Source organism: Ruegeria sp. ABM4_193, from assembly GCF_056158705.1.
The window spans coordinates 329,377-354,021 of the sequence record NZ_JBSWTT010000001.1; the positions used below are offsets into that span (position 1 = coordinate 329,377).

The following is a 24,645-nucleotide window of genomic DNA, read 5'->3' on the forward strand; positions in this document are numbered from 1 at the left end:
CCTTAGTATAAGCCGAGCCATTTGGCTCAGCTTGCTAGATTAAGATAATCTGAAATTCATTTACTCAAAGTCTCTGAAATGCCTTTCATCGCAACCATAGAGTCCAGGTACATAGGTGTGTTCTGAACGTCTGGCTGGCTTGATAGCTTCACCATAACCACATTGGCTTTTTGGTTCACATACAACAGCTGCCCATATACACCGATACCGTAGAAGGCACCTTTTTCTCTGTCTTTCACCCAAACTTGATTACGGTAGTGGAAGCCTTCAAACACCTCTGCATACGCGCTTTTCTCATAAGCTGCGATAACGTCATCATTTGCTTGAACCGTGTCAGCAATCCAATCTGACGGAATAACTTGAGTGTCGTTAACCTTTCCGTTGTCCAGCATCATTATGCCAAATCGCAATAGGTCACGAGAGCTGGTGAACATCCCACCACTGGTTTGCACAATCTTTTTGGGCCCCAGTTCGCTATATGCAGGGTCCTGTGCACCGATGTCCTGCCACAACTCGGCCAGTACATCCAGATAGCTCTCGCCAGTTGCCGACTCGATAACCATACCCAGCAACGCAGATAGCACTGAACGGTAACTATAGACTTCACCGTCTTCTACCAAGGTCTCGCGATCACTCAGAGAGATCATGTACTCTTTGACGCCAGACTCAGTATCACAAATTTCAACTTTTTCAGAGAGGTCCTGACCAAAGGCACAGAACAGATCACCGGCATCGTCTAAGTAGCCACTGGACGCATCTTTCCAATCAACAGCAGCGGTCATGTCAAGTAGGTGTCTAACCGTTGTATTTTTGAATGCTGGGCCTTCCAACTCTGGCAGGTATTCGGTGATCAGTTTTTTGGGATCTAATTCTCCCGCCTCAACCGCCAGCCCTGCTGCCATACCCAACACTGTCTTGGTGATCGAGTGAATGCGGTGAGGCGTATCAGCTCTCATGCCATTGAAATACTTTTCAGCGACCAATTTGCCATCGTGATAAATCAAAAAGCTATCGGTATGCGTTTGATGCAACCAATCGTTGATGTTCTGTTCTTCATTATTGCTAGCTGTGAAAACAAAAGTCTCAAGCTCAGTTGGGTATGCCGCTTTTTCCAAAGTACGCACCCAATCTGACGGTGGAACTCGTGCCAATTCGCCAAAAACATTTATGCCTTCAAATATCCAAGGGCTCCTATCTACAGACTCAACGGTTTCATCCCAGAAATAACCAGCCTCTGCGCTTGCTGGTTGTGTAGAAGCAGTAAATACCGCACCGGAGGCCAAAAGAGCGATAGCAATAGCAGAAGTCACTAACAGCTTGTTTGCATTTTTTTTCATTTAGGCGATCTCCGTTGAACCAGGGAAGCACTACACAACCTCTCCATAGTTCAATTCCGGTGTCTAGGCCCTTATGCCTGCAACACAGTGCTGTCAGACGACTGCGAATTGGTCTCTGGTAGGAAAGCTTAGGAGTGGCAAGCGACGGTTGGCTGATAACTGTGCGTCAGTCACCTCGAGCAATGCCAGCTTCGTCCGCATCTCGGAGGAAGTAAAGCTCGTAATCAAGGTATGCTGCGAGCTGAGTCCCGCCCTGCAGACCGTGATGACCGCGCGGCAAAGGTTCGCTTTTTGAGCAGTGATGGCTACCCGCTCCTTTGGGGATTGGGCGGCAATGGCGTTAGGAAAGGTGCGGCAGCCACATCGGAATACGCTATTTGGATACGGTGTACGAAGCGGCTAGTGGATTGCAGTTGGGCTAAGCTGATTCACCGGTTGCATGAGGTGGCAATCAAGCGAATTTGGGATGGCGGGTTTTTGGCGGGTATCGCAACTAGAGTCGAAAACACCACATAATCATCAATGATATCTGGCGGAGACGAAGTCGGCATAACTAATCTTGCAGATCTATGTTAAATTTAAAATAAATTGAGCTATATTAGATAGATACCACACAACGATTGATTTCAAGCTAGGCACAGCGCAAGGTGTCATATGACAGAATGTTGGTAAAACAATTTAGCAGACACTCACATAGATTGCAGCAAACGACTGCTTCGAGCCCACTTTGACCGATGCTGTGTGATGCCCCAATTTCAGCAATGCGCAGGAAGTGGACGTTGCAAACTCACGTTGGCCACGGCGGTGTAATATGTGCAATCGGCCTATTACCCACTTTCGACGACAGGTGATAAGCATGCGACATAGTATTTCAAAGTAGGAAGTATCCGCTGGTCATGCTTTGGGTGGCGGCCTTTGAACGTCGCTTTGGCACGCGCAAGCGCAGATTGGATTGGACCGCATGCTAGTCGCGAACGACCGCTTAGAAGTTTTGAACGCGATAAACTTCGGCTACATTCCAGATAGCCCAGCATTGGTATTCAATAGAAACTGGCGGAAAATTGGGCTGCTAGCCGCCCCAATGCCACGCGCGTTTTCCCCAACCGCAGCGGCCTCAACGACCGGCGGAATCAAGCCGCGTTTGTCTTGGTTGACTAAGTAACGGCGAACCCTAGACACCAGTTCTTCCCGAACCTCAGGCGGGAACGCGCCATCGATAAAAATGGCCTCGAAGTCGATGACAGCACAGATTGAAAGAGCGGCCTTAGCTAATTCTTGCGCCGTGGTGCCAATCCACGGCTCGACATAGCGAGAAATGCTGCTCCAATCCTGCGGCTTCTCCCATAGTATCCCCGGGTCGACACCCGCTTCGATCAATCGGTCCTCGAGCAAAAACAGCGACGCCGTGTCGATCAGTTGCTGGCTTTCACCCAAAGGACCGGTCGTGCGCATGGCTCCCAATGCACCGGCATTGCCTTGGTTGCCTTCGAACACGGTGCCGTTCAACGCAACACCGCCGCCGATCATTGAGCCAATAAAGAAGTAGAAGTAGTCACGATATTCTGCCCCACGCCCATAGAGATGTTCTGCGTGACATGCGGCTGTTGCGTCGTTGACCACAAAAACCGGCAGATCGCTGAACTTGGCAACCTCGGAAAAGAAGTTCACGTTTCTCCAGGACCGGAATTTTTTTGCGGCAAGCCCAGACAGATCGTGCCATTTCCAAAGTTCGAATGGGGTCCCGATCCCGATCCCACAAACACGATCACGAAGCCTCTGAGGCTCGTGGGACAAAAGCGTGTCCAAACCAGTTTCCAAAAACCCGAAAATGACCTCTGGTAGCGGATAGTCATAAGTCGTGGAAAGCTGGCGGCGTGGTGTACCTGTAAAGTCGATCAAGAGCAGGTCGGCGCTACGCCGCCCGATCTTCATCCCAACCGACAAGATACCTTCTGGGTTCAATTCCATTGGGATCGAGGGCTTTCCAACTTTCCCGCGCAGTGGGGTTCCACGCTTAAGAATCGCATCCTTTTCAAGCTTGCGCAGAATAATTGATACAGTTTGAGGAGACAGGCCCGTCAATCGCGCGACGTCGGCGCCAGCGGTGGGGCCATGTCGTTGTAAAACTGTCAAAATCAGACGTTCGTTGTGATCGCGAACCCCGCTTTGACTTACCCCGCCGGTCAGTGTTTTGAGCGCCTCTTTCTCCATATTTCTGAACATAACCACCTTGTTTTCTTATGAAAAGACGTCTGGGTAAATTAATAAATAAACTTTATTTATTTATTGACAGGAAGGCTAGAATCACAGTTTCTTGAATAAGACCTTCATTGGAGGATGAGGGCGAGCCTCGTTGGCGCGCCATGCGGGGCAACAACAATTTTCTGGGAGGACAACATGAAAAATCTATTCAAGATTGCCGCGTCTGCTACAGCGCTTACAGTGGCTGCGGCGTCTGCTCACGCGGCTGGAGAAACCGTTTGCCTGATCACTAAGACAGATACCAATCCATTCTTTGTAAAGATGAAAGAAGGCGCAACGGCCAAAGCTGAAGAGCTTGGAATGACCCTTAAGGCGTTTGCAGGTAAGGTCGATGGCGACCATGAAACGCAAGTCCAGGCCATTGAAACCTGCATTCTCGACGGCGCAAAAGGCATCCTGCTTACGGCGTCCGACACAAGTTCGATTGTCCCTGCGGTTCAGCAGGCGCGGGATGCCGGTCTTTTGGTGATCGCGTTGGACACACCGCTAAGCCCGATTGACTCTGCCGATGCTACATTTGCCACGGACAACTACAAGGCAGGCCTGCTTATTGGACAGTGGGCGAAGGCCAAGATGGGCGATGCAGCCGCGGATGCAAAGATTGCAACGCTTGATCTGAACGTTAGCCAGCCCACCGTAGACGTCTTGCGCAATCAGGGTTTCCTCGACGGCTTCGGGGTGGAATTGGCAGATCCTAACGTCATCGGAGACGAAACCGACGCACGACTGGTTGGCAGTGACGTGACGGACGGCAACGAAGAAGGCGGGCGTCGCGCGATGGAGAACCTGCTGGCCAAGGACTCGTCCATCAACGTTGTACACACGATCAACGAACCGGCAGCAGCCGGTGCCTACGAGGCGCTTAAATCCATTGGACGCGAAAATGATGTATTGATCGTCTCGGTCGATGGCGGCTGCCCCGGGGTCCAGAATGTGGAAGCTGGCGTTATCGGGGCCACCAGCCAACAATATCCGCTGTTGATGGCGTCACTTGGCGTTGAAGCCATCAAGAAATGGGCCGACGAAGGCGTGAAGCCGGAAAACACTCCTGGCAAGGACTTCTACGATACGGGCGTTGCTCTGATCACCGATCAACCGGTTGATGGGGTGGAATCCATTTCGGTCGCAGAAGGTCTTGAGCTCTGCTGGGGCTAAGCAAAAACCTTATGGATGAGGCGCTCTAAAGCGCCTCATCATTCCATTCACCATAAAACTGAAACTTCCTGTAAGCTGACCTCGTGGGACAACGCGATCCACGAAAAGGGGGAGAGATGTCCGAAGCAAACCAAGGCACCCAGGAATTCGAAACTGCGGCCAGTCGAACAGAAACAGTTGCAGAGTTCGAAGACCATCGGCGCGGCGTTCTGGGGAAGTTGCAGCATCTTCTCCACGTCAACCCATCTTTCGTGCCCCTGATCGTTCTGGTCGGTGCAATCCTGATCTTCGGGCTGCTTTTGGGCTCCAAGTTTTTCTCGCCCTTTGCGATGACCCTGATCCTGCAGCAGGTTCAGATTGTCGGCATTGTGGCGGCAGCACAGAGCCTTGTCATTCTGACCGCAGGCATCGACCTGAGCGTCGGTGCGATCATGGTGTTCTCGTCCGTGATCATGGGGCAGTTCACCTTTCGATATGGTATCCCCGTGCCTGTCGCGGTCTTTTGTGGCCTTGCCGTTGGCACCGCAATCGGAGCGATCAACGGTTGGCTTGTCAGCCGCGTTAAACTGCCCCCGTTCATCGTGACGCTGGGCATGTGGCAAATCGTTCTGGCCACCAATTTCTTGTATTCCGCAAACGAAACCATCCGCAGTCAGGATATTGAGGCCAACGCCCCCTTCCTGCAATTCTTTGGCACCAAGTTCAGCATCGGCGGCGCCACATTCACTGTTGGCGTGATGTTCATGCTAATCCTGATTTTCGTGCTTGCCTATGCGCTGAAACACACCGCCTGGGGCAGGCATGTCTACGCGGTCGGGGATGACCCCGAGGCCGCCGAGCTGTCCGGTGTCAACGTCCACAGAACCCTTATGTCCGTCTACATGCTGTCTGGTCTAATCTGCGCCTTCGCGGGTTGGGCTCTGATCGGGCGCATCGGATCTGTTTCGCCAACGTCCGGCCAATTGGCCAACATTGAAAGTATCACGGCGGTTGTGATCGGCGGCATCTCTCTGTTCGGTGGACGGGGCTCGATTCTGGGGTCGTTGTTCGGGGCACTGATCGTCGGTGTGTTCACTCTTGGGCTGAGGCTGTTGGGTGCAGATGCGCAGTGGACCTTCTTGCTCATCGGTCTTCTCATCATCGCAGCGGTCGCCGTTGACCAGTGGATCAGAAAGGTATCGGGCTAATGTCAGACGCAACTCCAGTCGTCCAAGGACGTGGGATCGTGAAGCGCTATGGCCACGTGACCGCCATCGATCACTCCGATTTTGAACTGCGGCAAGGAGAAATTCTGGCGGTGATCGGGGACAACGGCGCGGGCAAGTCTTCCATCGTAAAGGCAATCTGCGGCGCCACGATCCCGGATGAAGGCGAGATTCTGATTGAAGGAAAGAAGGTAAACTTTACCTCTCCAATCGACGCCCGGAATATGGGTATCGAAATCGTCTATCAGCAACTTGCCATGTCTCCTGCCCTGTCGATTGCGGACAACATGTTCATGGGGCGAGAGATCCGCAAACCGGGTTTCATGGGCAAGTACATGCGTCAGCTCGACCGCCCCGCCATGGAGAAGTTCGCACGGGACAAACTGACTGAGCTTGGCCTGATGACCGTCCAGTCGATCAATCAGGCGGTAGAGACACTGTCCGGTGGCCAGCGACAGGGCGTGGCCGTTGCGCGCGCAGCGGCCTTTGCGACCAAGTTCATCATCATGGACGAACCGACGGCTGCGTTGGGCGTGAAAGAGAGCCGCAAAGTACTTGAACTGATCCAAGATGTGCGGGCTCGCGGCATTCCGATCATCCTGATCAGTCACAACATGCCGCATGTCTTCGAGGTCGCTGACCGAATTCACGTGCACCGGCTGGGCAAAAGACTCTGCACGATTGACCCCAAGGATTACACGATGTCTGACGCTGTGGCCTTTATGACCGGAGCCAAGGAACCACCAAAAGAAGACGCCGCCTGATTGAGCAGGATGCAAGGCGCGTGTGCGACTTGATCACCTCCCGGAGGCAGGTTGGGGTTCGGACGATTGTCGCAATCGCCAGCCCCCCTGCATCAGGAAAATCGACCCTGGCGGAAACCGTTGTGCAATTGCTGAGCGCATAACAGAGCTCGACGGTTCCGTTGGCTACACTGGTGCCTTTGGATGGCTTCCATGTGGACAACCGTATACTTGAAGCGCGGAGTTGGTTGACGAGAAAAGGCGCGTCAGAGAGCTTCGATGCAGTTGGATTTTGCACCGCAATCAAAGTGTTACAATCCGCGCATGACGATTCTTTTCACCCCAATTTTGACCGTCAAATGGATCTAACCATTGCCAACGCGATTGCGGTTCACCCGGACACTCCAACTGTTGTTGTCGAGGCGAAAGACCTTCTGATGGATAGCGACCCGTGAAGAATGCTAGCGGATGTTTATGTTGCAACGGTTTTATTGTCAGCCCAAACATGGGTGAACTCGAAAAGCGGTTGCAACACCGTTGGATCAAGCCTGGATTTGATCCGAAAGCCGCCTTGCAACGCGCGAAAACGAACGATCTGCCCAACGTTGAACGTGTCATCCGTGATAGCCGGAAAGCCGATCTTACACTGAACCAGAACTACACCGAATTCGGGACGCGCCACGCATTCTGAATTTGCGCATTGGATTTGCCCATCCGTTAAAGCAGCACCTCTCGGCGGGTTCAGGTGCAACCAAAATCACTCCATTCACGATGAGGAAACCTCATGAAGTTCTTTGTGGGCACAGCAGAAGTAGACGAGATCAAAGACCTTAGAGGCTTTGGATAAGTAGATGGTATCACCACCAACCCAAGCCTGATTGCCAAGTCCGACTACAATTTCAAAGAAGTTGTCGCCGAAATTTGCACCCTGACAGATACACCCGTGTCGGCAGAAGTTGCAGCCCTGGGCACTGCGGGGATGATTGCAGAGGGAGAGCATCTTGCAGCAATCGCCGACAACGTTGTTGTCAAACTGCTGCTGACACTTGATGGCCTCAGGGCCTGTGCTCATCAAAAAAGGAAGGGATCAGCACAAACGTCACACTCTGTTTCTCAGCCAATCAGGCACTCCTGGGGGCAAAAGCGGGTGCAACCTATATATCGCCTTTCATTGGCAGATTGGACGACATCAATCTGGATTGGGTCGAACTCATTAGAGGTATCCGGAGCATCTTCAACAATTATGACATTGAAACTGAAATCATTGCAGTATCCATCAGAAGCCCCAATCACATAACCGAGGCTGCTTTGGCCGGATCAGACATTGCCACGATACCCCCGTACGTCATTCGCAAACTAGTCGCACATCCGCTGACGGACGCTGGCATTGAACAGTTTCTTTTTGATTGGAAGTCTGCAGGGCAATCGATTCTATAATGGGCTTTCATTTTGATTGAAACGGGATGACCAGAACCAGACCTTGAGCGGCTGAGTAGCAAGGCCATGTTTCGGGACATAAAACTAAATGAGACGCTCCTTGATTTGACAGACTTGCCGAGTTTCGTGGGAAACTGACAAAACTCCTCTTCAATAGCGGCATGAACACTGCGGCAACAGCAGACCGCTCCAACTTCCGCTTTGTTGAAGTGACTGGAGACTTTGGAGCGGTCGCAGCAACACGTCCGCTTCCCGCCCCGAGCGTTGGACTCAAACGTACGCTATTGGGCTGAAACCGGGCATCCAGAGGCCTAAGTGCAATCGGGGCTTTGTCCGCATTTCGGCGTTTGCAAAGCACGACGACGAAGCTCCGGTTTGGGCCGTCTGCTACCCACCGGCGCAAGCTGGCCAATGGTGGAAAAGTCCCGCAAGGCAGACATTCACTGAATTTACCCGAATGACCGCACCGAGCCCAAAGCGGACGTTCAAAAGAGCCTCTTTAGTGACCCTCAGTAGCCGGTGGACCGAAATGCTGGTATTCAGAGAATTGGGTAGTTCTATGAGGTCACAAATGCAGCGATCATTTGCTTTAGTCTCAACACTCCTTTTTCTAATTTCCACGACGGCAACTAGTGCAACGGAAGACATCCGGCTCGTTGTGCAAATCACAATTGACGGGCTACGCGGAGACTTGATCTCTCGCTATCAGGCCGCCTTTGGGGGCTCAGGCTTCAATAGGCTAATGGAAAACGGCGTCTGGTATACCGACGCTCATCATCGTCACGCCAACACCGAAACCATTGTTGGTCACGCGACACTCGCTACAGGAGCCCATCCCTCTGAACATGGAATGATCGGCAATGCTTGGTTCAACAGGGCTGAAGAGCGATTGGGTTACAATATTGAAGATCCGGACTACCCGATGTTGCCAGTTCCAGGCTTCGGCGGAAACGTTGATCAAGTTGACCCGACACAAGCCGCTGCTGCGACTTCGGGCCGTTCTCCCGTTAACTTGTTGGCGACGACGTTCGGAGACGAGCTGGTGAAAGCCAATGCCGGTCGATCAAAAGTGTTTTCCGTATCTGGTAAAGACCGTTCGGCGGTTGCAATGGCAGGGCATTCTGGAAAAGCTTTGTGGCTGTCGGCGGCTACAGGGGCATTTGAAACAAGTAAATTTTACTATGACGCTTATCCCGATTGGGTTCTCGATTGGAATTCCAAACGCCCCGCAGATGCTAAGATCGAAAGTGAATGGTGGCCAGAGTGTTCAGACGCACCGTACCTAATGGAAAGAAAGGAACGCTCCTTCGTAACGAACCTTGGCACTTTCGGTCGCACCTTCCCCCATTTCTATGGAACCCCGGATGATGGGCTATATTACACGCAGGTCCTGTTGTCGCCGCATGGGGATAGGATCACGGCCGACTTTGCAAAAACTGTAGTCAAAGAGGAGGGGCTTGGTGACGACGAATGGCCAGACTACCTAAGCGTCAGTTTTTCTGGCGTTGACGCAACCAACCATTTCTTTGGACCATCCAGCCTAGAAAATGAAGAAATGGTGCGTTGTTTGGATGAGACATTGGCAGATTTCTTTGAGTTTATGGATCGAGAGGTTGGACTTGCGAATGTGCTTTACGTGCTTTCCGCCGATCATGGCATGCCAGAAGCGCCAGAAGAGATGGCCGAAGCCGGGCTTTCGACATTCCGTAACTCCACCGAAACATTGATGATGGATGTGAATTCGGTCATCGTCGATGAGTTTGGAGTGGAGTCCGCAATACAGTACTTTTTCCGCCCTTACGTTTATCTGGACAATGCCGCAATTGAAGCGTCAGGCGCCGACCGGCGTGCAATTGAACGACGCATCGTCAATATCCTGATGGCTGCGTCTGGCATTGAGCTTGCGATGCCGACCGAACCGCTTGCTGAACAGCGAGGCCATACCCTTGAAGAGCAGATCCGGCGAAATTATCACCCAGCTCGCTCTGGCGACATTTATGTCGTGCAAACGCCTTATTCATTTCTCTTCGAGGATGGTCCAATTGCTGTAATGCACGGATCGCCTTGGCGATACGACACACATGTTCCAATCATTTTTGCTGGTCCTGGTATCAAGCCTGCTCGTGTTAGCCGCCCTGTTTCCACGGTAGACGTCGCCGTCACTCTGAGCACTATTCTCGGTATCAGCCAACCTAGCAGTGCTGCGGGTGAAGCATTGAGTGAGATTGGCGTTACTATTCCATGAGCGGTCTTATCTTTTAGTCGAGTGACCGACGGTTAGACTCCTCGCTGAAGAAAACAGCGATCTTTGGCCCAATCTCCCTAGTTTGGCTAAATTTAGAGTGGCCTAAACGGACGGCAGGTTTGTCCGCATAGCAGTCGTTCAAACTTAGCAAAGCGACTGACCGCACCGAACCCATAGCGGACCGGCACCGTAAATCGAACTACTGCTTTGGAGAGTGCCAAATAGGTGAAGTGTAGGCGCGTTCCGGACGCTGCCTGTTGAATTCGACTGGGGCGCGCAGAAATTTCAGTCGCTAAGGGCTTCTGACGTGTAGTTCCTACTCGCAGCATTCATTGCAATCGCTGTTTTCGGTCAATTTTAGTGCATTCGAAGGTATGAATACCTTAAATAGTCATGTACTTTGGCTAGTTTAGGTATTTGCGCAGGTTAGCCATGGAAAGACCTCTTTCGAAGAAGAAACTGATCGGGCTGGCCAAGCAGATCAATGCGGGCGAGCGGATCAGCGCAGAAGTCACTGCGGCGTTTCTGAATCACAGGTTTCCCGACAATACCTCTTTCGGAAAATTCATGCTGCGGGTTGCAGCATGGATTTCTCTATTCTTCGCCTCCGTTCTGGTGATCTTTCCCGAAGTTGGAGAAAAAATGATTGAGATCCTGCCTGGCTTTTTTCTTCTTCCTGAACGGCTGGCCAAAGCGCTCGATTATCTATGGGGATTAGTTGGGAAACCGGTTAAGAAACAGCATCTTATGTATCACCTCCCAAACATTATTATTTACGCTTTTGGCGTTGCCGGAATCCGGTTGCTTTGGCGGAAAATCCATAAAAACAACTGGAAAGATCAGGTGGAAGAGGCTCGCAAAAAACTGGAGACCGCCCTTGTCGAGGGAACGGGACGCTTTGACTTTAAACCTGGGTTTTCGTTTCTCTTTGCCGGCGACGGCGACCGGATCGCAAAAAGTCTGGTTTTGGATGATCCCACGCTCGGACCAACGATTTCTTCTGTACGTCCTAACTATTCGCCATTATGGGGACGCTTTTCGGCTCAAGATGGAGAAGACGGATTTGAAAAAGTTCTAGAACAGTTCAATGCAAAGGATGCGGGCGAATATGTACTTTTCCCGGTTCTTGACGATCATTTGTTTCTACCGGGACCCGAGGAATACGACACTCCGCCATATCGCGTCGAGATTGCTGTTCGACGAATCCGGGAATTTGAGAAATCGCAGGACTGGGAAAAAAAACGTATCCTCATTGTTGGAGATCGAGAACAAGCGAGCCGCTTTGTAACTGCCTCGGAAAACGGGATTGTCGAATCCGAGATCGATCAGGTCACACTGAACTCGATTGCACGGACATATGAGAATGTGGCACTAGTCGACCCAACCGATGTGACATTGCAAAAGATCATCGAAGTCGCCGACGGCAGACAGATACTGTTTAGGGCATCAGTGCGAGGAGAAGAGAAATACCGTGCAGCCTTCTATCATCGATTGGCTTTGCTTGGTTATGAACCTGCACGTGAGGGCAGCCTTACCGTCGGTTACGACGTGACCGACCTGGAAACCGAGCACCAGATTGTTGCCAAAAGTCATTCGGATTATCTGCCAGTCATACTGTCCCGTGAAGTGTTCGAACTATTGTCCGAACGATATCTGTCTCGTGGTCAATTCATCTTCGTTCCGCGATTGATCAAAAAAGAGCTTCAAAAGCTTGTCGCAATTGACAAAGTTGAATAGCGAAAACTGCGGCCATTTTGCCGTGTGGGCCCAGCTGTTTTGGGTTTCTAGCACGCCGGATCGCAACGGAGTCTGGCGTGCAACCGTCAGGGGAACCATTGCCTCGTAAGAGCGGCACGTTTACCAAGTTCTCGCACCACAGGTCTTTCCTCAACACATTGATCGATCATCACGCAGAATGGCTCCTGCCTAAAGTGTTGCTCGCGAGACTAGGCAGAGGCTTCGGGTCAATGTTGGTTCGTCTGACCTTTTCCAAGATCCTTGAATACTGCCGCTCAATGATGGATGTTATTATCCAGTTTCGCAAAACTGGAGATCATCGGCGGCCACTAGCCGTCAGGGTGCTCAGGAAGGAATCAGTATAGAATCTTGAACGCCCGCTGGGGGAGTGATTGGAGTAAGTGTTTTCGGTCGAGCAGATATCCCGCAAGGCCAAGCCGACGTTCAAGCACCTGCGGAAAATGGCCGCAAAGAGCCCACTTTGATCGATGCTGCACGATCCCCAATGACCGTAGTACGTAGTAAAGCAGGTTTTGCATAAACTGAAAAAACGTCCCTTATCTGGCTTTCCCATAACGACCTAAACCGCGCACTGGTGGTGTGAGTTTCAACCTGAGCACCGGATCCAGCAAAGACTATTTTGACCATGGCATCGTTACCAGATGCTGTGCATCACCCTATCGTACTGGGCTTACCCAGCCTTGTTTTCGTAACTCGCGTAGCACGGCTTCTGCGTTCTCGACGTCTTTGTGGATACTTTTGAGCATCGCATCTATCGGCGCTTCTGGCCATGCACGCTCAAGTTCAGCCAGTTTGGCTTTAGCGGAATTGTCTTGCCCCATGGCTGACAACGCCGCCGTTACATAAGCTAGTGAAGGAGCGCTGAGTGGATCGCCAAGTTGCTTTGCTTCTTCAAAGCGCTCTACCGTTGTTTGATAATCGCCCAGATGAAAGTGCGTCGCACCCGAAATGTTTCGATTGGCAAACCTCTGGTTGCTGGAATTCAGCAACGAGAGCCTGTCTGCGGTCTCGATTGCCTCCTCAAATGCGCCCGAAAACAAAGCCACAGCGCCAAGAAAGTCGAGGACTGCTCCATCATTCGGATCAAGTTTTGAGGCCCGTCTACTGAGTTGCAGCGCGGCGTCATAGTCGCGATTGGCGAAAAAGGCCCAGCTTTTGGCAGACTGGCTCCAGGCTTGGTCTGGAGCAAGGCTGACGGCTTGGCTCGCCAGCTTCATGGCGGCATCAGCATATTCGGTCTTGGCATCGGACGGCGGAGTTAACACCGCAAGGGACGCGAGTGCCTGTGCTGCACCAGCATATCCACCGAAATATTCCGGATCGATCTCGATCACGCCTTCGAACACAGACAGAACAAGTAGCTGCCGCTGTCGGTCGAAGATCGGAAATATCATTGTCCGCGCTTGTTGCGCCAAATTGAATGCTTGTAACGCGGCTGGGGATTTTTCGTAAATAGCCACTCGCTGCAAGTACGCGTTCGAGTCAGTTGCAGATAGACCTCCCACTTCGGCAGAAGCAGTTTCTTGTCCATCTTGGGCAAGACCAACTGCGACCAACGCACCAACGACGGCCCCAATCGTAAACGCCCCTATGGGTAGTCCAAAGCGTTGGGCATTTGTTGAGATTGATAATGCACTGATTTCAGAGGCATTTTCGAACCGCGGCCTATATCCACCGCTATCGATACACATTCGTACCGGATCATCCTTTCCAATACCCTCGTAATGCAGTTCCAAGAACTGGCGAAGCCGTCGAGCGTCGACGCGAACGATGTTTTCCGGATCGGTCCCCTCTGAGGTATCGCGGTCATAAACATCTTGAGCGATAGTCTTGCTGCGAATTTGATCGCCCCGTCCAGCGAGCTCTTCCTCGACGATGTACGTCAGGAACGCCTGAAGTCTATCGGATCCATCTAGATGAGCGTCAGCAAGTAGCCTGCCAAGGGCAGTGCGTTTCTCACTGTCCGAGATGTCTTTGGAATACCTCACCATATTCTTATTTTTGCAGCTATCAGCGCGTGAGTCACGCCGATATTCACCGTGAGTCACTTACGTGAATGCTTCCTAAGCCTCAGACTGATAACCGAATTAGCGGGCCGGAACGCGAAATTCCGCATTCCCAGCTTGCCAATCTACTAAGCGACTGGAGGATGACCTATGGCCCAACGTATGAACTACAGGAGACTTAGCAAGCACTTCGCAATCGGTGTAGTATTTGGCGCTTGGGCTGTTTCTCCACAAGCGGTCACTGAAGCCGTCATCGATTTAGTTGCGCCTTCGGCAGCATATGCGCAGGAAACAGATGAAGTTTCACCGACGACGGTGCGTGATCGCCCGCGCGATGTATACTACCCCAATACCGAAGATCTTGCCGAAGACGAGATGCGGGTCATCGCGTGTGGAACCGGAATGCCGACAACGCGGGCTGCACAGGCTGCTGCGTGTTTCCTTGTGGAACTGGGCAACGGAGACAAGTTCTTGTTCGACATTGGCTCGGGATCGGCAGAGAGAATTTCTTCCCTGCAAATCCCATACAATTATTTGAACAAGGTCTTTATCGGCCATCTTCATACTGACCATTTCGGCGCGTTGCATGACCTTTTCATCGGTGGCGCATTGATGGGACGGAATGTGCCCTTGCGGGTATGGGGACCAAGTGGACCTGCCGAAGAGCTGGGTACAGCATACGCCTTGGATCACATGCAGAAGATGTTGACCTGGGATCTTGCCGGGCGTGCCGGAAACGTGGATTTCCGAGGCTATTCCATGGAAGTCAATGAGTTTGACTACAAACTGGAGAATGAAGTCATTTATGACGAAAACGGCGTCCAAATTAGAACGTTTCCGGCCATTCATTCGATTGACGGCGCTGTTAGCTATGCGCTGGAATGGAACGGGCTGAAGTTTGTATTTAGCTCGGACACTTACCCCAACAAATGGTTCAAAGAGTATGCAAAGAACGCCGACTTGGCGATCCACGAGTGCTTCATTGCGGTTCCGGAACTTGTCACAAAAATGAGGTTTACGCCGGAATCCGCCTTGCTTGTCGGAACCCAGGTCCACACTGCGCCGGAAGCCTTTGGAAAGGTCATGAGTGACATCCAGCCGCGTATGGCCGTTGCCTACCACTTCTTCAATGACTTCGATACCTCCACCGGCGTTTATGAGCGTATCCGATCCACCTATGACGGGCCATTGAGCATGGCGGACGATTTCATGGTCTGGAACGTAACAAAGGACGACATAACCGTTCGCATGGCGGCGACAGAAGAACGTACATGGTCACCGCCGCTTGCCGCACCGGCTGAAACTCCATCGCAGGACGACAAAGCTGAATTTGCTGAGCGAACAGGCGTATCGCTGGAGGCAATGCAATTCTCGGACTTTACAAAGCAAGGTTACGATGACGTGGATGACGTTCTACGGCCGATCTTTGAAGAGGCTTCGGAAGTGCTAGGCCAAGAGTTCCCGTATCCGGGCGATGAATAAAGCCAAATTTGACCGGCGCGACTTCAACACGCGCCGGTTCTTTCAACGCTAACCGGATTTCCCCATGCGATACGCCCCACTGATTTCTCGCTATTTGTTCTGTGTTGGATTGTTGCTTGTCGCGATATCCCACGCAGCAAGCGCCCAGTCACTTGCACGTTCCGAAGATGATGAAGGCGGTTGGCGACACTCAATCACGCCCTATCTATTCCTACCGCTCAGCACGACTGGCACATCAACCATTGATGGTACTAGCGTCGGTTTGGACTTGAGCCTGAGCGAGGTGCTGGACGTGCTGCAAGGCGCAGCTTCCGTACGCTATGAAGGCTGGAACGGGGATTTCGGGATCATCTCCGAGGTCTACTACGTAAGGCTCGGTGAAGACGGAACCTTACCGAGTGGAAATGCAAACGTTGATGTTGATGTCCGGCAGACTTTTGTAAACGTTCAGGGGGCTTACCGATTTGCGAACGGGGTCAATGCTTGGGGTCGCCGCTATGCAGCAGATGTAGCAATTGGTGTTCAGTGGAACCGGCTAAAACAAGAAATCGACATTGCGGGTCCTGGACCCGGTGTAACGCTGGGCGGAACAGAGGATTGGTTCGAGCCTATGATCGCGCTCCGCTATGCGATGGAAATCAACAATAAATGGAGTTTCGCCAGCCGCGCTGAACTGAGTGGCTTCGGTGTGAATGGCGATGACCTGCAATACCTGCTTCTGGCTGGGCTTGACTGGAAAGGCTGGGAGAACACGTCACTGCGGTTTGGCTTTCAGTTCTATGGAATTGACTATTCCACTGACCGCTCAGGTGGGGAGTTTGCTTATGATGTGGACCAGAATGGCATCTATGCTGCTGTCGCGTTTCATTTCTAGGATTGGCGAATGCAGCAAGACATGGGTTTGGGTGGGCTCTGCGCTCGCCAGTTTCGCGATTGGCGCAAACCCATCGATTGCTGATCTTGTGTCCCCCTACGGCGGAGAAACCGCACCGAACTTTGTCGAGCTTTCGGTGCAGCCTGATCATGTGCGGGTTATCCTTGAGGTCGATTTGAACGACTATCCCTTATTCGTCATTCCAGATGATGGTTCAGGTACGTCTCTGGCCGAGCGTACGGGTCAAAACCTTCAAATCTGGGCAGACGAAGAGGAACTTACCAGCACAACGAATACGATTGATGTGCGTCCCAGAATTTCCCGGCAAACAGCAACGAGCGCACAGTATCGACCGCGACCCCGCAGCGAAAATGTTGTCTACGTCGATATGGAGTTTCCGTTCGCTGGTAAACCCGAACGGATCAAGTTCATTCCCCCCCTAAGTTCAGACGGGATTCCCTTGGCTTCACTTGGGGTTGTGGTCGAGCATATGGGCGTTCCGGTGACAGACTATCGTTACCTTTCTCATGCTGAGACAATGCTACCGGACTGGGACGATCCTTGGTTTAGCAAATTTGAGAACCCAAACCTCACCCGACACCACAAGTCCCCGATGATGTCTTTTCTGGCCATGAAACCACGTGTCGTTCGGCACGAGATCATATTGCGTTTGAAAGACTATGAGACTTGGGCGGATTTGGACTTTGGAGACGCTGATCGACTGACCACAGATGATGTCACCAGGATCAAGTCTGGCGTCTCGGACTTTTTTAAGACTAAAAACCCGCTCGCCGTCGACGGCAAGCCGATGAAACCGGAAACTGTGCAGGTCTCACGTATCAAAGTTGGGGCCGAAGGTTTGCGTGTTCTTCCGGATGAAGCGAAGGCAAACCGAAAGTCGATGCTGTTGGGTGTTGTCCTTTCCTATCCGGTTGCGACCTTGCCGAACCGAGTTGATCTGGCATGGGAGCTCTTCCCAGATGGCCTGGATGTTATTCCGATCACCCTCTCTGATCCGGCAGGGGCGGTCCCCTCGCAGATTTATGCAACTGACCCCGTTGTAAGTTGGAACAACCACCTGAAAACTTGGGTAAACCCAAAAACGGAGCCGGTCGTTGTCAAAGTCGCAGGTGTAGCTCAGGTGCCATCGTTTGCGTTCGGCTTGGGTTTACTGTGTTTGATATGCGCCTATTTTTCGTTGCAGCGTACAAACGGTCAGCGCCTGATCTTGCTTGGTCTGACCGGGGCATTCGGTGCCGCTGCGATTGTCACATATTCGCTGAAAATCCCATGGACAGCGCCCGAGCCGGATGAGATCGCGACGCGCCAAATCGTAGAAGGGCTGGTGACCAACATCGCCACCACGATGCTTGAGGTGCGAGATGACAATGCCGTGGCAGCGTTGGAGCCATATGTCGAAGCAATCAATCGCGACAAGGTTCAAGCAGAAATGCGTCGGGGTCTGTCAGTTACTTTGCCCTCTGGCGCTATTGCTCGCGTCGAAGCGATTTCAGACCTTAATGTCGAGCGCTTCGCGCCAGGCGAGGACAGAAATCAGCATCAGGTCCTCGCCAAGTGGACCGCCCGTGTGAGCGGAGGTCATTGGGGGCACTTACATAGGCAAGCGGTTTCCTATCGAGGCTTGCTAGACGTTTCGCGGCACGGCGATCATTGGATGCTTGATGACCTGACGATTATCCGCGCCAAAACGGAAGGGTAGTTCAATGGTGGTCGTAAGGTTGTTCTTTGCCACATACTTCTTGGCCGTGGTCTTTTTGACTGCTGACAGAGCAGAGGCGCATTTCAATCTAAACCAGAATGTCCGCATTCATCATGTGGCTGACTCAGAAGATGGGCTTGATGTCTATTTGCGCCTTCCGATGCCCTTTTTGGTTGCGGAACTCGTCGGTCCCGAAGGTCCGGACGGTTTGCCTGCACCGGCTCCGTACACATACAATCTGATAGAAGATGGCGTACTTATGCACTACTTGGATCAGGCCGCATTTCGCAAAGACCCAACCGGCCTGGCTCGAATTGCTGAAAATGGGCTTGTGCTATCTATCGACGGTCACCGACAAACACCGGAAATTGTCTCGATAAGACTGCACCCGTTGGGGCAAGAGCCCGGATTTGCAACGCTCAATGAGGCACGCGCGGCACTTCTGCCAAGAGATGTTTTTCCAACATCCGAGGAGATTTATGTTGGCGAGGTGATGGTTGACGTTCATCTGCGCTTTGGTACGGGAGACGTTGAAGCATATAGTTTATCCTACACTTCTGATCCGGGACTTCCTGGGCAAGACAAAACAGCGAATCTGATACTCGATTATAACGGGCAAGATGTTCGGACATTTCGTGCGAGGGGCTTGATGCATACCCCGGTCGAAGTTTCCGGATCAGCGGCCGCCGCCGCTTCGACCTTTATTGCAGAGGGAATCCGGCACATTTTGGAAGGTCCAGATCATGTTCTTTTTGTGCTTTGCATGATCATCGGCGCCTTGAACTTGCACAGCCTTCTGGCCCGCGTCACCGGCTTTACCTTGGGCCACACGGTAACACTGATTTTGGGTTTTTTTGGCTTCGCGCCGAGCGGAGCGTGGTTCATCCCTACTGTCGAACTGGCAATAGCACTTTCAATAATCTACTCAGCTGCAATGGCGGTTTGGCCGCCAGAGAAGGGACACGGCGACCTGAAGGCTTTTGCCGTCACGTCCGGCATTGGGTTACTGCACGGGTTTGGATTCTCCTTCATGTTGCACCAAATTCTGCAAGTCGATGCACCGAACGTTTGGCACAGCTTGCTGGCCTTCAATGTTGGAGTTGAGGTTGGACAAGTTATGATCGTTTTTTTGGTCTGGCCATTGGTGTTGTTCTTGCGCAAACAACCAGGTCGTATTTGGGTCGGCTCTCGCGCTGTCGTTGCCGTATGTGCAAGTCTGGTCGCAATGGTTTGGGTAGTGGAACGGGCAGAGTATTTTCTGTGATACCCGCTATTTGAATCCTGTACTGCTTTGCACAGTAAGCAGACCTTCACCTAGATTTGTTGAACGTCAACTTTGTCCGCAAAGTAGAAGTTCAAGCAAGTTGTAGCGAACGACCACATTGGGCTTGGAGCAGCCATCCAAGCACTCCGCTCGAACGACTGCTTTGCCTTGCTTGCGAGGCCGTGCCGAGTCAGTCGATCAATTTCTGCAGTGCCCTGTCAGCGCGGATAAGTTCATTGATCGGCTTGTGCATTTCCTCGGTTTCTCTCGACCGTTCCCCATGCTCCCAAGACGGATGGCTTAGTCCCGCAGCATACCCACCTTTAGCACCATGCATTCGGCAGACGCTCCAGCCCTGAACGGCGGGTGCGCGACATCGCTTGTCGATGGACTTTGCTGTGGCTGTGCATCTGGGCGCATTCCAGAGCCGCTTGGTAGGGTCCAGGAGGCTGTCGTTGGTTTTTGTCATTACCCTGCCCCCGTTTTGAACATTACCAACGATAGCCTGACCTCCTTCTTTGACTTCAACGCGTTCGACCCGGACGGTTTGGTCCGCCTTGGAACGATACCGTTTCAGATTTTCGACCTGGCTCGTGAAGGTCCGCGCAAGCTTATTGAGCGCTCGTTCTGCTGAATCTTGCTGCGGGAGAATTTTTTACATAGTTCAAGCGGCGCGCCATCTTCATCGTGGCCTGATGAATTGCACCCATTTGGATCGCAAGCATGGCTTCGATCTCGTCTTGCGGCCTGACCCCGGCGACAACGGACATCACAAAGTTCGATGCGGTTTCAGAAACCGAGCTGTCCTGTTGTCCGAGAATTGCGACTTGGTCCATCACGCCTTCGAAGAACCGGTAATCAACCGTACCCAGCTCATGCATAGCCAATGCGCAGGCCACATTTGGGTCTTTCCCCTTGTGCCCGACCTTGAGCCTGCGTGTAGCTTCATCGAAGTCCAATTTGATGTCCGGCGCCTGAACGCATGACTTCTTCCGTTCCTGTAAATCCGCGATCGCATTAGTCTCCGCTTCGGTAAGCTCGAAGTTCTTAGTGTGCAGATAGCTGCCATTGTCTTTCTGAGTCTTGCTCATGTCCGCCTCGCGTAACAGAGAGTGGTTAGTATTAGTGTTCGGTTTCAGAACCGACGGACCGGCGAGAAACTGGCCTGACGGGTTCTGGTTTGGAACCGTGGGAGGTCTTTGGCTTCTCAAACGGAACCACTGAGGATGCTGACGGGTCCGTCTCAGAACCGCGTTTGATTTTTCGGACTGCCAGAATCACCAGTCATTGGTGGCAGATTTTTGCCGAACCGGGCCTGCTTCGCCTTGGTCGTCAACCGCCATTCATGCGCTTGACGGTGATACCAGTTGCTATTCTGCTCCAGCACAAGAAAGCCCTTGTCCTGCAGATCCTCGAAGGCGCGCTGAATAGTGGCCTTGCCCAATCCGAGAGTTTCCATCGCCTCGTTCATCGACAGAAAAACCTTGCCGTTGTTGTCACCGTGGTAGCGGGTGCGAAGCTCCAACCAGAGCTTCACTGCAGGTCCGGACAGAGCCCGCCACGCCAGGGACTTGATCATGGTATCGGGAAGCGGGACGTATTGACCCTCATCCGACCGTTTGCCCTTGGGAGACCGGCGGCTACTCATCGCGACACCTTCGCTGGAAATGCGCGGGTAAACCGTCCAGCTCAGGGATGTCAAAGCTGATATGCGCCCGGACGAGCCGGGTTAGGCCGGATTTGGACACACAATACCCGAGCGTATCCCAGGCCGCTCCCCCGGCCGGAAATTGGGGTCTCTGGCGCTGAAACAGCCTTTGGTTACCATCCCGGCAGACAGAGGCGTGGTAGATACCATGGCGAAAGAGTTCGCCGCTGTAGGTCTCAGCAGTTTCCCGATGATCAGTTTGAGAAAGAGGGCCAGTGTCTGGCCCCTGTCGTGGCTGGCATTGGTCGATTTGGAAAAGGACATATCAACCATGCTTGATCCGTCCTTTCCGTACGATCACCCGTTCAACCGAATGGCTCAAAGGCGACCAGTAGTACCGGCGCTCGTTTTGTCTTGTCTGCGCGGGGCATCCTGTGGCATCAACTGGACTTACTAGGGTGGCAGTTGATGTCACTGGAAAAGCCCCATCTCCGCGCTTGGAGGTGGGGTTTTTCATTATGCAGCCTTGTTGTTGGGATCGGTGCGTCGGGTCGAAAGCCAGGCATTCAGATCAGCGCCGTGATAGGCGATCCGCCGACCGATGCGGATAAAGGCCGGACCACACATGCGGTGGCGCCATTGAGCCAGCTTTTCGCGGTTTCCCAGCAATTGCATTTCAGGGTCTTCTGGGAAATAGACCCGGTCGTCATTGAAGACATTTGCCATCGTTGAAATCCTCTTGGATCAGTTGCGATGGCTCCCAATTAAGGGCAGCTTTGTCGAAGTGTCACCAGACATTTTCCAGCGCTTAAGCGTCTTCCCGAAGTAAGAATATGCTTAAGCGTTTTTCCTGAACACCGCTTCGTACCTTGATTTGAAAGGCTCTTCTGAACGCAACGCCGTTCCATAGTCCGCATGCGTTTTATGCGACTTTGGGAACCCCTTTTGTTTTGCAACTGACTTTTCCAAAGCTTACTCGACAATGCGCTCTTCACTGATCAAGCCAACCGCGCCTGAAAGCTGCTCAATTTGTTGCATCAGAATCTCAAGGTTTGCCAACCTTCGAGTGCTAGAAGCCTTCCCACCACTCGAACCAGCCTAATCGTACTGTTGGTTCCTATTCACAATTTGAGCTTCAAATTGGAATTTCCATCTATAATGCTCAACCAGACGCCCCAGTTTCACAGCGTCAGCAATGTATCGTTTTGTCCAGAAGTTGCGCATCTTTCCATTGAAAGGACTCTCGGGAGAACGATCATCTTCGCTCGAAGTCTCTATTTCATTGATAGCAAATGAAACTCTCCTCGAGAGCGTCAAGGCATGGCGTTCAAACCAGCGTTTTGTATATGGGTATTGCGCGCTCTCGATTCATTGCTCAAAGCTCGGTCTATCTTCAAACGAGGAATTGAAGGCATCTTCGCTCTCCGAATGGCCAAAATAGCGCTCTGTATATTCCGAAATTACTTCTTTTCGTTTTTTCTCGAAGTATGCTTGGATTTTCTCAAAATTGAATCCGAAAGGTATCGACCAAAACGTCTCCGAAGACCAATTTGTTTCCTTGAAGAAGCCGGAGTCGTCCATATTCTCAGACTGCGCGACTGATCGGACACTTTGGTCGTCAAAATAACTCCGGCTCGAAACGTAGACCACGTCTGGAGACAAAGGATTTGTGTGAAAAAGGTCTACCATTTCGACTTTCTCTAGTTTGAGACCTGGGAGGTAGTCGTCCTTGAAACCATCTTCCAATGCTTCGTCGAGCTCTATCATTTCTTGCTGGGATAACTCTTCGCTCATATATGCTTTATCCACTTAAATTGCCGCCGCGAACATGACGTGACCATACTTGGGTCAAATCTCGCCGCCTTTCCAACAAATCCGACCGTGCATAGGCCCGCTCCACATCGGACCCAACCTGATGGGCCAAAGCCGCTTCCGCCAATTCACGTGGTGCGTTTGCGGCCTCCGCCGCCCAGTCCCGAAACGAACTGCAGAAGCCATGCACGGTGACGCCATCCTGCCGCATCCGGCGCAGCAGTATCAGCATAGACATGTTCGACAACGGCTGATGCCGCTTTTGCCCCTCGAACACATAGTCAGAGGCCAGCGCGCGCAACGGCTTCAGAATGGCCAGCATGTCTTCGGTGAGAGGGACGCGATGGACCTACCCGCCTTTCATGCGCTCCGCAGGTATGGTCCATAGGCGCGCATCGAGATCGACCTCGGGCCATTTCATCTCCAGCACCTCTGAGGTTCGGCAGGCGGTCAAAATAGTGAACTGCAACGCCTTGGCGGCCATGGCCGAGTGGGTCTGCAACTCGGCATAGAACGCGGGCACCGGGTTCTCGCCCAAGCGGAAGCCCTTGGACTTTGCCACGTCGAGCACTGTCTTGATCCGCTGCGACAATCGCTTTGCGGTTTCGTGTTTCTCGGTCCAGATTGGCGACAGGCACATCAGCACTTCGGGCTGATCGATGCTGTCCACGGGCATATGGCCGATCTTTAGGAACGCGAAGTCGCGCAAGGTGTTGAGCCACTGCTGCCCATGTTTGGCATTCTTCCATGTCGGCAGGCGGTCGATGTGGACCTGTCTGCTGAGCTCTTCGAAGGTCGGGATCTCGCGCTTTGCACTGAAACGCGGGTTCAACCCGGCTTTCGCCATCCGACGATATTCGAGCGCTCTTTCTCGGGCCTGGTTCAAAGTCACGACATCAGCGCCGCCCAAACCGAAGTCCGTTCGCAGCGGTGCGCCCTTTCGGTTCTTCTGTCCTTTGACCGTTACGCGTACGATCCAACGCCGCGCGCCAGATGGATCGACAACGAGATATAGTCCAGAGCCGTCACCATGCCGACCCGGACCGAGATTCTCCACCAGCTTCTTTGTCAGCTTTCCGCTGAGCGCAGCAATGAAAATACCACAAAATATACCGCTCAATGAAACAAATTAAGTGCAACTCAGTAAAACTCAAGGTGATACTGCAAAGTGGTAAGTGCTGATTATATTTTAGTTTACGGCACGTTGAGCGCGCCATGACAACTCATTCAAATAGGTTGATGGCGGAGACGAAGGGATTCGAACTCTCGAGACGGTTTCCCGCCTACTCCCTTAGCAGGGGAATTGGCCATCCTATTTTATTTATATATAACAGGTATTTACGATGAAAAGCGCTGCGTTTGTGTCAGTTTTGTGCCAATCTTGCACGGTGAAAGCTGCAACTTTGAATTTTAACGTGCATTTTAGCCTGATAAATTAATTGTTTTTCCAATAGTAATAACCTGTTACACACCCGGGCGCCAATGCACGTTAAAAAGGGTAACGCAAGGTTGAGTGGGGCTTTTTCGAGTATATCTAGTGGCTAGAACTGCCAGCCTATTTAGGTGGGGATAGAGAATTTTTCAGAGTGAGGTTTGGGCGTCGTTAAAACTCATCGGCCAAAGTTCACGCCGCCAATTGTCTTGAAATATACTTCATAGACATTACCCACATCTCAAAATTAGCATTGCCGGCGCGA

At 52.2% G+C, this 24,645-nt stretch carries 20 protein-coding genes and 1 pseudogene; 11 read left to right on the forward strand and 10 right to left on the reverse strand.

Annotation, left to right across the window (positions count from 1 at the left end):
- Nucleotides 1–56: 56 nt before the first annotated feature.
- Complete coding sequence (locus tag ACXADZ_RS01585; protein ID WP_475192236.1) at nucleotides 57–1,337, reverse strand: serine hydrolase domain-containing protein; 1,281 nt, start codon at nucleotides 1,335–1,337, stop codon at nucleotides 57–59.
- Nucleotides 1,338–2,348: 1,011 nt separating this feature from the next.
- Complete coding sequence (locus ACXADZ_RS01590) at nucleotides 2,349–3,548, reverse strand: ROK family transcriptional regulator (RefSeq protein ID WP_171188521.1); 1,200 nt, start codon at nucleotides 3,546–3,548, stop codon at nucleotides 2,349–2,351.
- A 186-nt stretch (nucleotides 3,549–3,734) separates the two neighbouring features.
- On the opposite strand from ACXADZ_RS01590, the gene ACXADZ_RS01595 reads away from it, so the two are divergent.
- The 7 genes and pseudogenes from ACXADZ_RS01595 (at nucleotide 3,735) to ACXADZ_RS01625 (ending at nucleotide 12,121) form a co-directional block, all read left to right on the forward strand.
- On the forward strand, nucleotides 3,735–4,754 hold the full coding sequence (locus tag ACXADZ_RS01595) for a sugar ABC transporter substrate-binding protein (protein WP_171093906.1): 1,020 nt from the start codon (nucleotides 3,735–3,737) through the stop codon (nucleotides 4,752–4,754).
- A 116-nt stretch (nucleotides 4,755–4,870) separates the two neighbouring features.
- On the forward strand, nucleotides 4,871–5,941 hold the full coding sequence (locus ACXADZ_RS01600; RefSeq protein ID WP_171188454.1) for an ABC transporter permease: 1,071 nt from the start codon (nucleotides 4,871–4,873) through the stop codon (nucleotides 5,939–5,941).
- On the forward strand, nucleotides 5,941–6,723 hold the full coding sequence (locus ACXADZ_RS01605; protein WP_171093903.1) for an ATP-binding cassette domain-containing protein: 783 nt from the start codon (nucleotides 5,941–5,943) through the stop codon (nucleotides 6,721–6,723). Before ACXADZ_RS01600 ends, ACXADZ_RS01605 begins: the two co-directional genes overlap by 1 nt.
- A 484-nt stretch (nucleotides 6,724–7,207) precedes the next feature.
- Nucleotides 7,208–7,393, forward strand: a complete 186-nt coding sequence (locus tag ACXADZ_RS01610) for a hypothetical protein (protein WP_475192240.1) — start codon at nucleotides 7,208–7,210, stop codon at nucleotides 7,391–7,393.
- A gap of 93 nt (nucleotides 7,394–7,486) precedes the next feature.
- Nucleotides 7,487–8,139, forward strand: a pseudogene (gene fsa / locus ACXADZ_RS01615) (fructose-6-phosphate aldolase).
- Between the two features lie 571 nt (nucleotides 8,140–8,710).
- Complete coding sequence (locus ACXADZ_RS01620) at nucleotides 8,711–10,384, forward strand: alkaline phosphatase family protein (protein ID WP_475192242.1); 1,674 nt, start codon at nucleotides 8,711–8,713, stop codon at nucleotides 10,382–10,384.
- A gap of 432 nt (nucleotides 10,385–10,816) precedes the next feature.
- A complete protein-coding gene (locus ACXADZ_RS01625; RefSeq protein WP_475192244.1) occupies nucleotides 10,817–12,121 on the forward strand; it encodes a hypothetical protein in 1,305 nt (434 codons plus the stop codon).
- A gap of 677 nt (nucleotides 12,122–12,798) precedes the next feature.
- On the opposite strand, the gene ACXADZ_RS01630 is transcribed toward ACXADZ_RS01625, so the two are convergent.
- Complete coding sequence (locus tag ACXADZ_RS01630; protein ID WP_475192245.1) at nucleotides 12,799–14,190, reverse strand: tetratricopeptide repeat protein; 1,392 nt, start codon at nucleotides 14,188–14,190, stop codon at nucleotides 12,799–12,801.
- A 108-nt stretch (nucleotides 14,191–14,298) separates the two neighbouring features.
- On the opposite strand from ACXADZ_RS01630, the gene gntH reads away from it, so the two are divergent.
- The 4 genes from gntH to ACXADZ_RS01650 all read left to right on the forward strand — a co-directional run bounded on the left by gntH (nucleotide 14,299) and on the right by ACXADZ_RS01650 (nucleotide 19,488).
- Nucleotides 14,299–15,630: a guanitoxin biosynthesis MBL fold metallo-hydrolase GntH gene (gene gntH, locus ACXADZ_RS01635; protein ID WP_475192247.1), complete on the forward strand. Its 1,332-nt coding sequence runs from the start codon at nucleotides 14,299–14,301 to the stop codon at nucleotides 15,628–15,630.
- 64 nt (nucleotides 15,631–15,694) lie between these two features.
- On the forward strand, nucleotides 15,695–16,504 hold the full coding sequence (locus ACXADZ_RS01640) for a hypothetical protein (RefSeq protein WP_475192248.1): 810 nt from the start codon (nucleotides 15,695–15,697) through the stop codon (nucleotides 16,502–16,504).
- Nucleotides 16,455–18,224, forward strand: a complete 1,770-nt coding sequence (locus ACXADZ_RS01645) for a hypothetical protein (protein WP_475192250.1) — start codon at nucleotides 16,455–16,457, stop codon at nucleotides 18,222–18,224. Before ACXADZ_RS01640 ends, ACXADZ_RS01645 begins: the two co-directional genes overlap by 50 nt.
- A gap of 268 nt (nucleotides 18,225–18,492) precedes the next feature.
- Nucleotides 18,493–19,488, forward strand: a complete 996-nt coding sequence (locus ACXADZ_RS01650) for a HupE/UreJ family protein (protein WP_475192251.1) — start codon at nucleotides 18,493–18,495, stop codon at nucleotides 19,486–19,488.
- Between the two features lie 190 nt (nucleotides 19,489–19,678).
- On the opposite strand, the gene ACXADZ_RS01655 is transcribed toward ACXADZ_RS01650, so the two are convergent.
- The 7 genes from ACXADZ_RS01655 to ACXADZ_RS01685 all read right to left on the reverse strand — a co-directional run bounded on the left by ACXADZ_RS01655 (nucleotide 19,679) and on the right by ACXADZ_RS01685 (nucleotide 24,068).
- Nucleotides 19,679–19,957 carry a hypothetical protein gene (locus ACXADZ_RS01655; protein WP_475192253.1) on the reverse strand — a complete coding sequence of 93 codons (279 nt, stop codon included), beginning with the start codon at nucleotides 19,955–19,957 and terminating at the stop codon, nucleotides 19,679–19,681.
- 142 nt (nucleotides 19,958–20,099) lie between these two features.
- Nucleotides 20,100–20,579, reverse strand: a complete 480-nt coding sequence (locus ACXADZ_RS01660) for a hypothetical protein (RefSeq protein ID WP_475192254.1) — start codon at nucleotides 20,577–20,579, stop codon at nucleotides 20,100–20,102.
- Between the two features lie 152 nt (nucleotides 20,580–20,731).
- Nucleotides 20,732–21,067, reverse strand: a complete 336-nt coding sequence (locus tag ACXADZ_RS01665) for a hypothetical protein (RefSeq protein WP_475192255.1) — start codon at nucleotides 21,065–21,067, stop codon at nucleotides 20,732–20,734.
- 585 nt (nucleotides 21,068–21,652) lie between these two features.
- Entirely contained in the window at nucleotides 21,653–21,862 is a 210-nt protein-coding gene (locus ACXADZ_RS01670; RefSeq protein ID WP_171619961.1) for a MerR family transcriptional regulator, read from the reverse strand.
- Between the two features lie 642 nt (nucleotides 21,863–22,504).
- Nucleotides 22,505–22,945 (reverse strand): hypothetical protein, encoded by a 441-nt coding sequence (locus tag ACXADZ_RS01675; protein WP_475192257.1) that lies wholly within the window; start codon nucleotides 22,943–22,945, stop codon nucleotides 22,505–22,507.
- Nucleotides 22,938–23,270 carry a tyrosine-type recombinase/integrase gene (locus tag ACXADZ_RS01680; RefSeq protein WP_475192258.1) on the reverse strand — a complete coding sequence of 111 codons (333 nt, stop codon included), beginning with the start codon at nucleotides 23,268–23,270 and terminating at the stop codon, nucleotides 22,938–22,940. Before ACXADZ_RS01680 ends, ACXADZ_RS01675 begins: the two co-directional genes overlap by 8 nt.
- A 27-nt stretch (nucleotides 23,271–23,297) precedes the next feature.
- The gene (locus ACXADZ_RS01685; protein WP_475192260.1) at nucleotides 23,298–24,068 is read right to left on the reverse strand and encodes a tyrosine-type recombinase/integrase; all 771 of its coding nucleotides are present in this window, start codon (nucleotides 24,066–24,068) and stop codon (nucleotides 23,298–23,300) included.
- Between the last annotated feature and the right edge of the window lie 577 nt (nucleotides 24,069–24,645).